16 protein-coding genes are annotated in these 14161 nt (G+C 61.1%); 8 read left to right on the forward strand and 8 right to left on the reverse strand.

Features of this window, described 5'->3' with window-relative positions:
* Positions 1 to 72: 72 nt before the first annotated feature.
* Both AB1462_RS21545 and AB1462_RS21550 read right to left on the reverse strand, forming a co-directional pair.
* On the reverse strand, positions 73 to 228 hold the full coding sequence (locus tag AB1462_RS21545; RefSeq protein ID WP_259193618.1) for a hypothetical protein: 156 nt from the start codon (positions 226 to 228) through the stop codon (positions 73 to 75).
* Positions 229 to 485: 257 nt separating this feature from the next.
* Positions 486 to 1172 carry a spermidine synthase gene (locus AB1462_RS21550; protein ID WP_367247894.1) on the reverse strand — a complete coding sequence of 229 codons (687 nt, stop codon included), beginning with the start codon at positions 1170 to 1172 and terminating at the stop codon, positions 486 to 488.
* A gap of 78 nt (positions 1173 to 1250) precedes the next feature.
* Here AB1462_RS21550 and AB1462_RS21555 point away from each other — a divergent pair, with 78 nt between their 5' ends.
* Entirely contained in the window at positions 1251 to 1529 is a 279-nt protein-coding gene (locus AB1462_RS21555) for a hypothetical protein (RefSeq protein ID WP_090407826.1), read from the forward strand.
* On the opposite strand, the gene AB1462_RS21560 is transcribed toward AB1462_RS21555, so the two are convergent.
* Together AB1462_RS21560 and AB1462_RS21565 are read right to left on the reverse strand one after the other, a co-directional pair.
* Positions 1526 to 1999, reverse strand: coding sequence for a cyclic nucleotide-binding domain-containing protein (locus AB1462_RS21560; RefSeq protein ID WP_053136635.1), 474 nt, complete (start codon positions 1997 to 1999; stop codon positions 1526 to 1528). The two genes, AB1462_RS21555 and AB1462_RS21560, sit on opposite strands and share 4 nt — an antisense overlap.
* A 68-nt stretch (positions 2000 to 2067) precedes the next feature.
* On the reverse strand, positions 2068 to 4122 hold the full coding sequence (locus tag AB1462_RS21565) for a S9 family peptidase (protein WP_259193616.1): 2055 nt from the start codon (positions 4120 to 4122) through the stop codon (positions 2068 to 2070).
* 24 nt (positions 4123 to 4146) lie between these two features.
* Between AB1462_RS21565 and AB1462_RS21570 the strand changes: the two genes are divergently transcribed.
* Genes AB1462_RS21570 through AB1462_RS21580 form a run of 3 tightly spaced genes read left to right on the forward strand, consistent with a single transcriptional unit; the run spans position 4147 to position 6041 of the window.
* A complete protein-coding gene (locus AB1462_RS21570) occupies positions 4147 to 4680 on the forward strand; it encodes an MFS transporter (RefSeq protein ID WP_090407821.1) in 534 nt (177 codons plus the stop codon).
* A gap of 30 nt (positions 4681 to 4710) precedes the next feature.
* Positions 4711 to 5487: a class II glutamine amidotransferase gene (locus tag AB1462_RS21575; RefSeq protein ID WP_053136626.1), complete on the forward strand. Its 777-nt coding sequence runs from the start codon at positions 4711 to 4713 to the stop codon at positions 5485 to 5487.
* Between the two features lie 11 nt (positions 5488 to 5498).
* Entirely contained in the window at positions 5499 to 6041 is a 543-nt protein-coding gene (locus AB1462_RS21580) for a DUF2937 family protein (protein WP_090407818.1), read from the forward strand.
* Between the two features lie 140 nt (positions 6042 to 6181).
* Here AB1462_RS21580 and AB1462_RS21585 read toward each other — a convergent pair whose 3' ends face one another.
* Entirely contained in the window at positions 6182 to 7096 is a 915-nt protein-coding gene (locus tag AB1462_RS21585; RefSeq protein WP_367247895.1) for a LysR family transcriptional regulator, read from the reverse strand.
* A gap of 175 nt (positions 7097 to 7271) precedes the next feature.
* Here AB1462_RS21585 and AB1462_RS21590 point away from each other — a divergent pair, with 175 nt between their 5' ends.
* Genes AB1462_RS21590 through AB1462_RS21600 form a run of 3 tightly spaced genes read left to right on the forward strand, consistent with a single transcriptional unit; the run spans position 7272 to position 9618 of the window.
* The gene (locus AB1462_RS21590; RefSeq protein ID WP_259193615.1) at positions 7272 to 8012 is read left to right on the forward strand and encodes a 5-oxoprolinase subunit PxpA; all 741 of its coding nucleotides are present in this window, start codon (positions 7272 to 7274) and stop codon (positions 8010 to 8012) included.
* Entirely contained in the window at positions 8009 to 8713 is a 705-nt protein-coding gene (gene pxpB, locus AB1462_RS21595) for a 5-oxoprolinase subunit PxpB (protein WP_090407811.1), read from the forward strand. The genes AB1462_RS21590 and pxpB overlap by 4 nt, the downstream gene beginning before the upstream one ends.
* Complete coding sequence (locus AB1462_RS21600; RefSeq protein WP_259193614.1) at positions 8710 to 9618, forward strand: biotin-dependent carboxyltransferase family protein; 909 nt, start codon at positions 8710 to 8712, stop codon at positions 9616 to 9618. The genes pxpB and AB1462_RS21600 overlap by 4 nt, the downstream gene beginning before the upstream one ends.
* Positions 9619 to 9767: 149 nt before the next feature.
* Here AB1462_RS21600 and AB1462_RS21605 read toward each other — a convergent pair whose 3' ends face one another.
* From AB1462_RS21605 to AB1462_RS21615, 3 genes are all read right to left on the reverse strand, one after another.
* Positions 9768 to 10946 (reverse strand): VWA domain-containing protein, encoded by a 1179-nt coding sequence (locus AB1462_RS21605; RefSeq protein ID WP_367247896.1) that lies wholly within the window; start codon positions 10944 to 10946, stop codon positions 9768 to 9770.
* Positions 10946 to 11791 (reverse strand): MoxR family ATPase, encoded by an 846-nt coding sequence (locus tag AB1462_RS21610; protein WP_003210690.1) that lies wholly within the window; start codon positions 11789 to 11791, stop codon positions 10946 to 10948. The genes AB1462_RS21605 and AB1462_RS21610 overlap by 1 nt, the downstream gene beginning before the upstream one ends.
* 184 nt (positions 11792 to 11975) lie before the next feature.
* The gene (locus AB1462_RS21615; RefSeq protein ID WP_367247897.1) at positions 11976 to 13052 is read right to left on the reverse strand and encodes a DUF748 domain-containing protein; all 1077 of its coding nucleotides are present in this window, start codon (positions 13050 to 13052) and stop codon (positions 11976 to 11978) included.
* A 126-nt stretch (positions 13053 to 13178) separates the two neighbouring features.
* Here AB1462_RS21615 and cysK point away from each other — a divergent pair, with 126 nt between their 5' ends.
* Positions 13179 to 14153: a cysteine synthase A gene (cysK, locus tag AB1462_RS21620; protein WP_027604255.1), complete on the forward strand. Its 975-nt coding sequence runs from the start codon at positions 13179 to 13181 to the stop codon at positions 14151 to 14153.
* Positions 14154 to 14161 lie beyond the last annotated feature (8 nt).

Below are 14161 nucleotides of genomic sequence, written 5' to 3' on the forward strand. Positions count from 1 at the left end.
CAATAAGAAGGCCAAGGAAGGTAGTTGCTCTTTCCCTGGCCTGTTTTACAGCGCAAATAATGGCTTTATGAATCAGCTGTTAGTAATAGCCTTGCCAACACCACCGAACCAGTCCTCGACGGTTTGTGTTGCTCCGTCCACCCACTTGCCTGCGTCTTGAAAAGCACCGCCACCACGGATTTCCTCAAGTTCGTTGATGTCGAGTTCGATCATGGTTTCTTCTTGCATAACAATCACCCTTGTTACGTATGAGTAAGAAGCTGTAACGGATACTGAAAATAATTACTTCGTCTCCGAACAGTGTCTGCACGGCGAAGCGTTGTGCCGCGCAGTGGTGGCAGTTTCTTTGATTTTTAACGAAAGGAATGTCAGCGGCGGGTGTTGGTGTATGTAAGAAACGGGTAAAAGTGTTGGTGGTAATTTATCGGCAAGCACAGGCGTTGCCGATAAAATATAAGTTTGGTTCATACGGCGGAGCGGTTTTTTCAGCTCTTGAGCTTCTCCGCAATCCAGATGGTGTGCCGGGTGCCCTTGTTGCCATGGGCAAACACCTGCACTTCCTCGGCCTTGAAACCGGCCTTGCGCAGTTTGTCGCTGAACAGCTTGTCGGCGCTGGCGGACCATACCGCGAGTACGCCCTTGGGCCGCAAGGCCTTGGCGCAGGCGGCCAGGCCACCGGCGGAGTAGAGCCAGCTGTTGGCCTTTTGCGTGAGGCCTTCGGGGCCGTTATCGACGTCGAGCATGATCGCGTCAAAGCCCTGAGGCTCGGCCTGCAGCACCTTGGCCACGTCTTCCATGCGGACCACTGTGCGCGGGTCCAGCAGTGGGCGCCCTGACTTTTCCCCCAATGGCCCACGGTTCCACTCCACGACACCCGGCACCAGTTCCGCCACCACCACTTCGGCGGTCTTGCCCAGGTGCTTGAGCGCCGAGGCCAAGGTGAAGCCCATGCCCAACCCACCGATCAATACCCGTGAGTCCGGGCGCCCCGCGACCTTGCGGCAAGGGATTTCTGCCAGCGCGTCTTCGGAGCCGTGCATGCGCGTGTTCATCAATTGGCCGCCGTCACCGCCCTGGATCTTGATGACAAAGTCTTCACCGTATTCGAACAGGCACAAGGCACCGCCGTTGTCGGGGATCGGGGTGGTGTCCAGCAGAACGAAACGTTTCATGGAAATCTCATTGGGAAGGGCATTCTTGCGCGGTTGGGAGTAGCCTTACGACATTCCGGTCAGGCCATGGAGCCATCGATGAAGTGCAGCATTCTAACGGTCATTGTGTTGAGCGCGCTCGCATTGGGTGCAGCGCAGGCTCAGGAGTTGCAAACCGTACCGGTGGCGCCGGCACCGACCCCAGGTGCACCGGGCACTCCAACGCCGACGCTGTATCCGCAGATCACCCCGCCGGCCGTGCCGAAGACGAACGGCTCACCGCCGTTGGTGCCGATCGTATTACCGACACCGCCGAAGGACCAGACGGTGCCTGGCCTGCAGCAGAACGACAGCAAGCCGAAGACGCCCGGCGGTTAAAACTGTTGCGAGAGTAATTGCCCATCGGCCATGCGCAGGCGCTTGGACAATGCGATGGCGATTGCGCGAATGATCTTCGCCGCCACACGCGGCGTTTCATTGAGCATCTTTTCCAGGGCGTCCTTGCCCAGGTTCAACAACACGCAGTCACTGGCGGCCACGCAACTGGCGGAGCGCCGCTCGCCGTCAAGCACCGCCATCTCACCAAAGGCCCGGCCGCTGCGCAGGGTGGCGATGGTCAGGCGTTGTCCGGTGTGGTTGGTTTTCTGCACCGCCACCTGGCCGCTGTGGATGATGCACATGAAAGTGCCGGCATCGCCCTCGAGGAAAATCACCTCGCCCTCGGCAATGCTGCTGATATTGAAGTAGCCGGCGGCGACGTGAAAGTCTTCCGGCAGCAAAGGGTCGAACAGGCCGCAGTCCATGAGCATGTCGCGGATTTCGGTATTCATTAGCGTCGGTAGTGCCATGGCTGCAATCTTGGTCCATCAATCAGGAGGCGGTCCTGTGTTCAGACAGGGCCGCCCCGTGAAGTTCCTTAAATCAGCCCCAGCGCCTTGAACACAAATGCATATTCGAGCGCTACGTCACGTAATCCCTGGTAACGACCGCTCATCCCACCGTGGCCGGCACCCAGTTCGGTCTTGAGCAACAGCAGGTTGTCGTCCGTCTTGGTGTCGCGCAACTTGGCCACCCACTTGGCCGCCTCCCAGTACTGCACGCGGCTGTCGTTGTAGCCGGCGATCACCAGCGTGGCCGGGTAGGCCTGGGCGCTGACGTTTTCGTATGGCGCGTAGGCCTTGATGCGTTCATACACCTCGGGCTCTTCGGGGTTGCCCCACTCGTCGTACTCGGTGATGGTCAACGGCAGTTCCGGGTCGAGCATGGTGTTGAGTACGTCGACAAACGGCACTTCGGCAATCGCCGCCTGGAACAGCGCCGGACGCTGGTTGAGCACCGCGCCGATCAACAGGCCGCCGGCACTGCCGCCGCTGATGGCCAATTGCTTGGAGGTGGTCAGGCCCTTGGCGATCAGGTGCTCGGCACACGCGATAAAATCGCTGAAGGTGTTCTGCTTGTGTTCCTGCTTGCCATTGCGATACCAGGCTTCACCCAGTTCGCCACCGCCGCGCACATGCGCAATGGCGAAGGCTACGCCACGGTCCAGCAGGCTCAGGCGGGCGTGGGAGAACCACGGGTCGAGGCTTTGGCCGTAGGCGCCGTAGCCATACAGGTACAACGGCGTCGGCTTGCCGAGCTGGTCGCGCTTGACCACCAGGCTGATCGGCACCTGGGTGCCATCGGCGGAGGTGGCCCACAGGCGCTGGCTGACGTAGTCGTCGGCATTGAACACGCCGAGTACCGGGGTTTCCTTGAGCACCTGCTGCGCGCCGCTGGCCAGTTCCAGCTGGCGGACCTGGGCCGGGCGGTTCAGGGCTTCATAGCGCAGGCGGATCTTGTCGCTGACGAATTCCAGGCTGTTCTGCACGTAGAGGCTGTAGGCGGCGTCGGGTAATTCCACGCGATAGGCCGGCACGCCTTGGGGGTGCACTTCGATCACCGGCAGGCCGCCGATGCGCAGGCTCAGGGTCATGGCGGTGGTGTTCAGGCTGACGCCATCGAGCATCACCTCGTCGCTGTGGGGGATCAGGTTCTGCCACTCATCCTCGGTCGGCACGTCGCCAATGTCGGTAGCCACAAACAGGGCGTAGTTGATGCCATCACGGTTGCTACGGATAAACCAAGTCCACGCGCCATTCAGTTGGCCGTGGTCGACATCGTATTCATGGTCCTCGACCCGCGGTGCCAGGCAGGTGAAGTCCAGGTGCGGCTGGTTGGCGTCCAGCGCCCAGATTTCGCTGGTGGTCTTGCTGCCCAGTGCCAGCAGCAGCTGGCGCTCGGAGCTGGAGCGGTAGCAATGCAGGAAGAAACGCCCGTCGGGCTCATGGAACACTTCCTGCGCCGCCGTGCCATCCAGGCGGTAGCGATACAGCTTGTGCGGGCGGTGGGTGTCGTCCAGCTCGCCGAAGAACAGGGTCAGGCTGTCATTGGCCCAGGTCATGCTGCCGTCGCAGTTCTCGAACGCCAGTTCGCTGACTTTGTCGGTGGCCAATTCCTTCACGAAGAGGGTGTAGATCTCTTCGCCACTGGTGTCGAGGCTGTAGGCCAGGCGCTGGTGGTCGGGGCTGATGCTGAATGTACCGAGGGAAAAAAAGCCGCCGTTGGCCAATACGTTCGGGTCCAGCAACAGTTCTTCGCTGCTGTCGTCCACCTGGTTGCTGTCGTCGGCCGGGCGGCGGCAGCGGTAGTGGCGGGCGTATTCGTCACCGGCGGTGGTGCGCGTGTAATACAGGTACGGGCCCCAGGGGGAGGGCAGGGACAGGTCGGTTTCGAGAATGCGCCCCTTGATCTCCTCGAACAGGGTTTCGCGCAGGGCCTGCTGGTCGGCGAGCTGCGCTTCCTGCCAGGCGTTTTCGGCTTTGAGGTAATCGAGGACGTCGCTGCTGTCACGCTCTTGCAGCCAGGCGTACGGGTCTTGGCCTGGGGCCTTGCGGGCAATCGGGGCGGCAGTGATGTGGGGCGATGACGGCATGGATCACTCTCTGTCTGGCGGAAGGTGGCAGGCATTGCAGCCGCGACACGCAAAAGCCGTTATCATAGCCGCCTGTTTGCCTACCTTGCCATGGACACCATGACCGAGAACGACTATCTGACCGCTTGGGGCCTTTACGCCTTCGCCGCTTTGGGCTGCCTGTTGGTGTGGTGGCGCATGACCCGCTGGATCTGGCGCTGGCTGCGCGAGCCGCTGCAATTGCTGATGGCGGTGCTGTTGTTGAGCCCGACCATCGTCGACCCGGTCAAGACTCAGTTCGCGCCAGCCGTGGCCATTACCGCCCTGGACCTGGTGCTCAAGGTCGGCAATAACGCCTGGCGGGCCATTTCCGATTTGTTCATGTACACCATGATTGCCTTTGGCGTGTATATCGTGTTTGTGCTGATCCGCTGGCCCATCGAGCGCGCCGCCAACGCCCGCCGTGAGCGCAAGGCCGCCACCGATGCCGCCTTGGCCGCCGAGCCTGAGGACGAAGACGACGAGCCTTTCCGCCGTCCTGCACCGGTGAGCGGTATGCGGGTCGAACCGCGCCTTTAACGTTGTCCGCCCTGCAGCGAGAGCCCTGGCATGTGTGAATTATTGGGCATGAGTGCCAACGTCCCCACCGATATCGTGTTCAGCTTCACCGGGCTGATGCAGCGCGGTGGGCGCACCGGCCCCCACCGCGACGGTTGGGGCATCGCTTTCTACGAAGGCCGTGGCCTGCGCCTGTTCCAGGACCCGGCCGCGAGCAGCGAGTCGGAAGTCGCCCTGCTGGTGCAGCGTTACCCGATCAAAAGCGAAGTGGTGATCGGGCATATCCGCCAGGCCAACGTCGGCAAGGTGAGCCTGGCCAACACCCACCCGTTCGTGCGCGAACTGTGGGGCCGCAACTGGTGTTTCGCCCACAACGGCCAACTGGCGGACTTCACCCCCCGCGCCACCTTCTACCGCCCGGTCGGCGATACCGACAGCGAAGCGGCCTTTTGCGATTTGCTCAACCGCGTGCGCGAAGCCTTCCCCGAGCCGGTGGACATCGAACAGATGCTGCCGGACCTGATCGCCGCCTGTGCCGAATACCGCAGCAAAGGCGTGTTCAACTGCCTGCTCAGTGATGGCGATTGGCTGTTTTGCTACTGCTCGACCAAATTGGCGCAGATCACCCGGCGGGCACCGTTTGGCCCCGCGCGCCTGAAAGATGTCGACGTGATCGTCGATTTTCAGGCTGAAACCACGCCTAACGACGTGGTGACGGTGATCGCCACCGAACCGTTGACCGACAACGAAAACTGGACCCGCTACGAACCGGGCCAATGGAGCCTGTGGCGACGCGGTGAATGCGTCAGCCAGGGCGTTACCGAGTAAGGATATCGACTATGTTGCTCAGTTATCTGCGGTTGGTGCTGTTTGCCATTGGCCTGTTGGTTGGCGTGCAAGTGCCGGGGTTTATCAACGACTACGCCAAGCGCGTCGAAGCCCACCTGATCGAGGCCCAGACCGGCCTGAGCGGGTTTGAAACCACTGCGCGGCAGTTCTTCAACGGTGACTTGAAGGCCTTGGTGGCGCATTACCGCGCCAGCGATGACCCGGTGTTCCAGAGCGACGCCAACAGCCTGGGCGCGATGCTTGACCGCCAGGTGGCGTTGGACAAGCAATTCCAGGCCATGCAAGGCCCGTGGTACATCCGCGCCCTGCAAGTGGCGGTGGCCGCCGACCCGGATATTCGCCTGGAGACCTGGAACGGTTACAGCTACCAGATCCTGCTGACCCCCGAAGCCATGGGCTGGGGCCTGGGCGGGGCGATGCTGCTGTCGTTCGGCCTGGAGTGTTTGTTCCGCCTGATCGATTGGGTGGTGCTGGGCGGCAGGCGCCTGCGCCAGAGCCGGCCGATTGAGGAGCGGGACCTGAAAGGTCTCTAAAGACCGGCACAAATCCAATGTGGGAGGGGGCTTGCTCCCGATAGCAGAGTAACAGTCGCTACATCTGGTGACTGATCCACCGCTATCGGGAGCAAGTCGAATCGTCGCACCGCCCCTCCCACAGTTTTAATCGAGTTTCGTCAGGGGGCCAGCAGCATCCGCTCTTCGCCGACTTCCTCGGCATAGCGGGCAACGACCTTCTGGCACAACCCCACAATTTCCTCCACCAACTCCACTCCCACGCGCCACGACACCACCACCTGCAGGTTCGGTAGTTTCTGCGCCATCGGCAACATCACCAATTCGCCACGCGCCAGTTCTTCGCTGACCAGCACCGGTGGCAGTGCGCCAATGCCAAAACCATCGCGCAATAACCGGGTAATCGCCGACACCGAGTTCACACAGTTCATCCGTGGCGCGGCCACGCCGTTGGCTTGCATCAGGCTGATGACGTCCTGGTGCGGGTGGGAGTTCTTCGAGTAGGTGATGATGCGCTCCTGGGCCAGTTCGGCGAGGGAGGCGTAGTCGCGGTTGTAGATCGACTGGCTGGCGACGATCCAGGCCATGGGGTGGCTGGCCAGCTCCAGGCTGCGCACGGTTTCCAGGCGCAGCAGGTCGGTTTGCAGGATCAGGTCGAGGAAGCCTTTTTGCAGTTGATCGCTGAGGTTAAGCGCGGTATCGGCGACCAATTCGATTTCCACCAACGGGAAGTGGTCCATCAGTTCCGCCACCAACGGGCTGAGCCAGGTGTGGATCACCGTGTCCATCGCGCCGATACGGATGCGCCCGACCTTGCTGCTGGTGGTCTCCAGGGACTGCTTCAGGCCCTGCATGGTCACCATCATTTGCTCGGCATAATCGAGCACCTTCAGGCCTTCCGGGGTCAGGCTCACGCCCCGTGAATCACGCAGAAACAGCTTCACCCCCAGCTCGCTTTCCAGCACGGCGATGCGGCTGGAAATCGAGGCCTGGGTGGTGAACAGCTTCTCGGCGGTCAGGCGGAAGCTCTTGAGCTTGGCCACCCAGACGAAGGTTTCGAGGAACTTCAAATTCATGGGATCAACTTTTTCTTATGCATGGATCGGTTTTTATTAGTTGGACGCCGCACCGGGCAAACGCCAAAAATCGAGCCATTCCACGATAAGCGCCGTTGGGGTGTCAGGACAAGTTGCGAGTTCTGCGTAAAAAATCCCACACTACAAAAAAACAAAGCCTACAGGAGCAACCACCGTGAGCCGTCTGCTATTGAATTGCGACATCGGCGAGAGCTTTGGCAACTGGACCATGGGTCTGGATGCCGAGGTCATGCCGTTTATCGATTGCGCCAACGTGGCCTGCGGCTTTCATGCCGGCGATCCGAGCATCATGCGCAAGACCGTCAGCCTGGCCCTCAAGCACGGTGTACAGGTAGGCGCACACCCGGCGTACCAGGACCTGCAAGGCTTCGGTCGCCGCTCCATGGTCTACACCCCCCAGGAAATCCAGGACCTGCTGCATTACCAGATCGGCGCGCTGGATGGCATCTGTCGTGCCCAGGGCGGGCGTGTCAGTTACGTCAAACCCCACGGCGCGATGTACAACGACATGATGGCCAACCCGGCGCAACTGCGTGCGGTGATCGAGGCCGTGGCCGCGTATGGCGACCTGCCGCTGATGCTGCTGGCGACCCGCGACAACAGCGCGGCCCAGGCATTGGGCGACGAATACGGGGTGATCCTGTGGTTCGAGGCTTTCGCCGACCGTGCCTACGACCCCAACGGCCATCTGGTTTCGCGCCAGTTGCCGGGCGCCGTGCACCATGATCCAGAGGTCATCGTCCAGCAGTCCTTGACCCTTTCCCGTGGCGAACCCCTGACCGCCAGCGATGGCAGCCCGTTGCTATTGCGCGCCAACACCTTGTGCGTGCATGGCGACAATGCCAGCTCGGTCGCCGCCGTAAAGCGTATCCGCGAGGCATTGAAGCCAGCATGAAGCCACGGATTGAAGTGGTGGCCATCGACTGCCTGATGGTGCGTCTGTTTGAGGTAATCGCCGAAGCCAATATGCCGTGGATGCTCGCTGCCACCCAGCGTTTGCGCAGTTGTTTTGGTGCAGCCTTGGTGGATCTGGTGCCGTCCTACACCACCTTGATGGTGCATTACGACCTCACTGCGTTAAGCCCGGCGCAGGCACGGGGTTTGATTGATCAGGCGCTGACCGACCTGCAACCCCAGGCCCGGGGCAGCGGTCAGTGCCATGTGCTGCCGGTGTGGTACGACCTGAGTGTCGGCCCTGAACTGACGTTGCTCGCCCAACGCAGTGGCCTGGCCGTCGACGAGGTGATCCGCCGCCACAGCGCCCACGAATACCAGGTATTCGCCCTCGGCTTCGCCCCCGGTTTTGCCTTTATGGGGCTGGTGGATGAAATCCTCGCCACACCGCGCCTGAGCACCCCACGCAAACGCGTGGCGGCCGGCAGCGTGGGCATCGCCGAGCGGCAAACCGCCGCCTACCCGGTGGTGTCCCCTGGTGGCTGGAACCTCATTGGCCGCACGCCGGCCAAGCTGTTTGACCGCGAGCGCGACGGCTACAGCCTGATGCAGCCTGGCGACACGGTGCGCTTTGAGTCAGTCAGCCACGCCGAATTTATCAATCTGGGTGGCGATGATACGCCGTTGGAGGCGCAGGCATGAGCCGCTTGATCATCGAGGCCAGCACGCCGCTGTGCCTGTTGCAGGACGCCGGCCGTTTTGGCGTGCGCCACCTGGGCGTGACCCAGGGCGGTGCGCTGGATTGGGTGTCGATGTCCTGGGCCAATTGGCTGCTGGACAATGCGCTGGATGCGCCGGTGGTGGAAATCACCCTCGGCGGCTTCACCGTGCAGGCCGAAGAGTATTGCCTGCTGGCCTTGGCCGGTGCGGATCTGGGCGCGTATATCGACGAGCGCGCCATCAGCCCTGGGCGCAGTTTTATCCTGCAAAAGGGCCAGCGCCTGCGCTTTACCCAGCCGTTCAGCGGCGCGCGGGCTTACCTGGCGGCGCCCGGCGGGTTTGATGCACCGCCAGTGCTGGGCAGTTGCGCCACGGTGGTACGCGAGGAACTGGGCGGGCCGGACGGTTTCGGCAAGGCCTTGGCCGAAGGCGGGCGCTTGGCTTATTCCGGTACCGGCGGAGCGATGAAAGTGCTGAGCGCGCAAGCGTTGCCAACCAAGGCGCCGCTGGAGGTGATTGTCGGTGCCCAAATTGGTCTGTTCAGCGGCCAGAGCCTGTTCGATGCCTTCAACACCGACTGGGCCCTGGACAGCCGCGCCGACCGCATGGGCATGCGCTTACTCGGTACGCCGTTGCAGTACCAGGGGCCGTCGCTGATTTCCGAAGGGATTCCGTTGGGTGGCATCCAGGTGCCGCCGGATGGGCAGCCGATTGTGTTGCTCAATGATCGGCAGACCATTGGCGGGTATCCGCGTCTGGGGGCATTGACGCCGTTGGCGTTGGCCCGGCTGGCGCAGTGTTTACCGGGAGAAAAGGTGAGGTTGGCGCCGGTGGTGCAGGAGACGGCGCATCGGCAGCATGTCGAGTATGTGCGCCGATTTACATAACACCGCAATTTAAAATGTGAGAGGGGGCTTGCTCCCGATAGCAGTGTGTCAGTCAACACATCAGTGACTGAACCACCGCCATCGGGAGCAAGTCGAATCGTCGCACCGCCCCTCCCACATGAGATCTCCTGCAGTATGGGGATCGGCGTTTATTTGGAGAGGAAGCGCATCCCTTCCTCAAGCCCGCGCAGGGTCAGCGGGTACATCTGATCCTCCACCAACTCCCGCACAATCCCCGTCGATGCCGTATAACCCCACGTATCCTTGGGATACGGGTTAATCCAGATCAGCTTCTTGTACTTGGCCATGAAGCGCTGCATCCACACATACCCCGGCTCTTCATTCCAATGCTCGACGCTGCCGCCGGCCTGGGTGATTTCATACGGTGCCATCGACGCATCGCCGATAAAGATCACTTTGTAATCGGCACCGTACTTGTGCAGCAGGTCCTGGGTGGAGGTGCGCTCCGAGGTGCGGCGCTGGTTGTTCTTCCACACCGACTCGTACACGAAGTTGTGGAAGTAGAAGTACTCCAGGTGCTTGAACTCGGTCTTGCATGCCGAGAACAGCTCTTCGCAGATCTTCACGTGGGCGTCCATCGAACCGCCGATATCGAACAGCAACAGCAGCTTGATGGTGTTGCGCCGTTCCGGGCGCATCTGGATATTCAGCAGCCCTGCATCGCGGGCGGTGTGGTCGATGGTGCCATCGATGTCCAGCTCTTCGGCCGCACCCTGGCGTGCGAACTTGCGCAGGCGGCGCAGGGCGATCTTGATATTGCGCGTGCCCAGTTCCACCTGGTCGTCGAGGTTCTTGTACTCGCGCTGGTCCCAGACTTTTACCGCCTTGCCCTGGCGTTTGCCGGCGTCGCCGACGCGAATGCCTTCCGGGTTATAGCCACCGGAGCCGAACGGGCTGGTGCCGCCGGTGCCGATCCATTTATTGCCGCCGGCATGACGTTCCTTCTGTTCTTCCAGGCGCTTTTTGAATTCCTCGATCAGCTTGTCCAGGCCTCCAAGGGACTGGATCTGCGCGCGTTCTTCATCGCTCAGCGAGCGTTCGAACTCCTTGCGCAGCCAGTCTTCGGGGATCAGCGCCTGCAGGTGGTCGTCGAGTTTTTCCAAACCGTTGAAATAGGCGCTGAAGGCGCGATCGAATTTGTCGAAATGCCGCTCGTCCTTGACCAGGATCGCCCGGGCCAAGTAGTAAAACTCGTCCATGTCGGCGAAGGTCACGCGCTGTTTCAGCGCGTTGATCAGGTCGAGCAGCTCGCGCACCGACACCGGTACCTTGGCGGCCCGCATTTCATTGAGCAGGTTGAGCAACATTAGCGATTACCGCGACGGCTCATGAATGCCAGACGTTCCAGCAGCTGCACGTCTTGCTCGTTCTTGACCAAGGCACCGGCCAGGGGCGGGATGGCCTTGGTGGGGTCGCGCTCGCGCAGCACCGCTTCGCCGATATTGTCGGCCATCAGCAGCTTGAGCCAGTCGACCAGTTCGGAGGTGGATGGTTTTTTCTTCAGGCCCGGCACTTTGCGCACGTCGAAGAACACGTCCAGCGCTTCGCTGACCAAGTCTTTCTTGATGTCCGGGTAGTGCACGTCGACGATTTTTTGCAGGGTGGTGCGGTCGGGGAAGGCGATGTAGTGGAAGAAGCAGCGGCGCAGGAACGCGTCCGGCAGCTCTTTTTCGTTGTTGGAGGTAATGATGATGATCGGGCGCTTCTTGGCTTTGATGGTCTCGTCGATTTCGTAGACGTAGAACTCCATCTTGTCGAGTTCTTGCAGCAGGTCGTTGGGGAACTCGATGTCGGCCTTGTCGATTTCATCGATCAGCAGGATCACCCGCTCCTCGGACTCGAACGCTTCCCAGAGCTTGCCCTTCTTCAGGTAGTTGCGCACGTCGTGCACTTTGTCTACGCCCAGCTGCGAGTCGCGCAGGCGGCTGACCGCGTCGTACTCGTACAGGCCCTGATGGGCCTTGGTGGTGGACTTGATGTGCCAGGTGATCAGCTTGGCGCCGAAGGACTCGGCCAGTTGCTCGGCGAGCATGGTCTTGCCGGTGCCGGGCTCACCCTTGACCAGCAGCGGACGCTCCAGGGTGATGGCAGCGTTGACGGCCAGTTTCAGGTCATCGGTGGCAACGTAGGCCTGGGTGCCTTCGAACTTCATCGGTCATTCCTCGAATTCATCAATGCCCGACTATACCGCGAGCCCCCGGCGACTGTGAACGCAGACGGGTTATTCAGTCTCTGAATGACCAATGTGGGAGGGGGCTTGCTCCCGATGACGGCGGATCAGCCAATGAATCTGTTGGCTGAAACATTGCCATCGGGAGCAAGCCCCCTCCCACATTTTAATCTGCGCTGGGCTTGGGCTGTTCATACCGTGCATTGAACGCCTGGATAAAACCATTGCGTAAAATCGCCAAAAAAGCGGAGAACGCGCTGACATCTTGTTGATGCACGCTGCCACTGAGTTCCACGCGGGTGGCGAACTGGTTCTTCGCCTGGTTTTTCAGCACGGTCTCGCTGGCGCCCACCACTGCCTCCCAGATTGAGCGAAAGATGTTCTTGTCCTTGTTCTCGACGTCCTGCTGCCAGTCGAAGACTTCCACATCGCGCAGCAGCGGCTTGATGTAGCCGGTCAATTGGCCTTTTTCCGCCTGGGCTTCGATTACCACATCCCCGGTGCCGGCCTTGAAGTCGAACTTGCCATAGGCCGAGGCGAAATCATTCATGCGCTTGAGCTGCAAGTCCCTGGCGCGAAAGCGAAACTCGAAGTTCTCGAAATTGCTCAGCGGGTCGAAGGTGGCGGTGGCTTCCAGCGGAGCCTGGCCTTGCAGCAGGGCCTTGCCGTCGAAGCGCGCGTCGCGTCGGCCTTTGACGTCGACCACATTGGTCAGGTTGTAGAAGCTGGCGTTGACGTCGGTCGCGTCGATCTTCACCACGGGCTTGGAGCTGAAGTTGTGGAAGGCGATCTTGCCGTTTTCGATGCGCACTTCATCGAGGGTGATGGGGGCCAACTTACTCAACTGCTCGCGCCAATCGGTGCCCTTACCGGTCTGGGAGGCTTGCTTGTTGGCGCCGCCGTCGACGAAGTTCACTTCGGGGTTGATAAACAGCACTTTGGCCACCACCGCGTGGTCGTACCAAAGAGAATGCCAGCTCACTGCCAGGTCGATCAGCTGCGCCTTGACGAACGGGACGGGCACCTTGCCGTCGACCTTGATGATCTCAAGGCCGTTGATCCGGTACGCGCCACGCCACAGCGCGAGGTCCACGTCGGTCACCTGGCCACGGTAATCGCCCATGTCGGCGAGCTTGTCATTCAGGTAGTTGCGCACCAGATAGGGCAGCGCGATGCTCACGGCGACCAGGACCACCAGCAATCCGGCAACGGTCCATAGTGGCCAGCTGTAGCGACGTTTCATGGGGCAGTTCTCCTTGCAGGTAGGAGATGGACTGCCGGGACACGCGCAACGTTCCTCTGACTGGACGCTTTGCAACACGAGGCATACCCTTGGAACCTTCCTGAAAACCGCCCAATAGGACCCGCCATGAGCCGCATTTTTGCAGACAACGCGCACTCCATCGGTAACACGCCCCTGGTTCAGATCAACCGTATCGCACCGCGTGGCGTGACCATCCTGGCCAAGATCGAAGGGCGTAACCCAGGTTATTCGGTGAAGTGCCGCATTGGCGCAAACATGATCTGGGACGCCGAAGGCACCGGCAAACTCAAGCCGGGCATGACCATCGTGGAACCGACTTCCGGCAATACCGGCATCGGCCTGGCCTTTGTGGCCGCCGCCCGTGGCTACAAGTTGCTGCTGACCATGCCGGCGTCCATGAGCATCGAACGCCGCAAGGTGCTCAAGGCCCTCGGCGCCGAATTGGTCCTGACCGAGCCGGCCAAGGGCATGAAGGGGGCCATCGACAAGGCCGGCGAAATCGTTGCCAGTGACCCGGCCACCTACTTTATGCCGGCCCAGTTCGAAAACCCGGCCAACCCTGCCATCCACGAAAAAACCACCGGCCCGGAAATCTGGAACGACACCGATGGCGCCGTGGACGTGCTGGTCGCAGGCGTGGGCACCGGGGGCACCATCACCGGTGTGTCGCGCTATATCAAGAACACGGCGGGCAAGCCGATCCTGTCGGTGGCCGTCGAGCCAATGGTGTCGCCGGTGATCACCCAGGCCCTGGCCGGTGCAGAGATCAAGCCCAGCCCCCACAAGATCCAGGGCATTGGCGCCGGGTTCGTGCCGAAAAATCTTGACCTGTCGATGGTCGACCGCGTGGAACTGGTGACCGACGAGGAATCCAAGGCCATGGCCCTGCGCCTGATGCAGGAAGAGGGGATCCTGTGCGGTATCTCCTGCGGTGCCGCCATGGCCGTGGCCGTGCGCCTGGCCGAAAAGCCGGAAATGCAGGGCAAGACCATTGTGGTGATCCTGCCGGACTCCGGTGAGCGCTACCTGTCGAGCATGCTCTTCAGCGATTTGTTTACCGAGCAAGAAAACCAGGCTTGATTTATGTC

It is taken from the genome of Pseudomonas sp. SB113 (assembly GCF_040754745.1).
Classification (GTDB): domain Bacteria; phylum Pseudomonadota; class Gammaproteobacteria; order Pseudomonadales; family Pseudomonadaceae; genus Aquipseudomonas; species Aquipseudomonas grimontii.

Coding starts and splice junctions, on each gene's coding strand:
- AB1462_RS21545 (WP_259193618.1), bottom strand. CDS start 228: ATGCAAGAAGAAACCATGATCGAACTCGACATCAACGAACTTGAGGAA.
- AB1462_RS21550 (WP_367247894.1), bottom strand. CDS start 1,172: ATGAAACGTTTCGTTCTGCTGGACACCACCCCGATCCCCGACAACGGC.
- AB1462_RS21555 (WP_090407826.1), top strand. CDS start 1,251: ATGAAGTGCAGCATTCTAACGGTCATTGTGTTGAGCGCGCTCGCATTG.
- AB1462_RS21560 (WP_053136635.1), bottom strand. CDS start 1,999: ATGGCACTACCGACGCTAATGAATACCGAAATCCGCGACATGCTCATG.
- AB1462_RS21565 (WP_259193616.1), bottom strand. CDS start 4,122: ATGCCGTCATCGCCCCACATCACTGCCGCCCCGATTGCCCGCAAGGCC.
- AB1462_RS21575 (WP_053136626.1), top strand. CDS start 4,711: ATGTGTGAATTATTGGGCATGAGTGCCAACGTCCCCACCGATATCGTG.
- AB1462_RS21580 (WP_090407818.1), top strand. CDS start 5,499: ATGTTGCTCAGTTATCTGCGGTTGGTGCTGTTTGCCATTGGCCTGTTG.
- AB1462_RS21585 (WP_367247895.1), bottom strand. CDS start 7,096: ATGAATTTGAAGTTCCTCGAAACCTTCGTCTGGGTGGCCAAGCTCAAG.
- pxpB (WP_090407811.1), top strand. CDS start 8,009: ATGAAGCCACGGATTGAAGTGGTGGCCATCGACTGCCTGATGGTGCGT.
- AB1462_RS21600 (WP_259193614.1), top strand. CDS start 8,710: ATGAGCCGCTTGATCATCGAGGCCAGCACGCCGCTGTGCCTGTTGCAG.
- AB1462_RS21605 (WP_367247896.1), bottom strand. CDS start 10,946: ATGTTGCTCAACCTGCTCAATGAAATGCGGGCCGCCAAGGTACCGGTG.
- AB1462_RS21610 (WP_003210690.1), bottom strand. CDS start 11,791: ATGAAGTTCGAAGGCACCCAGGCCTACGTTGCCACCGATGACCTGAAA.
- AB1462_RS21615 (WP_367247897.1), bottom strand. CDS start 13,052: ATGAAACGTCGCTACAGCTGGCCACTATGGACCGTTGCCGGATTGCTG.
- cysK (WP_027604255.1), top strand. CDS start 13,179: ATGAGCCGCATTTTTGCAGACAACGCGCACTCCATCGGTAACACGCCC.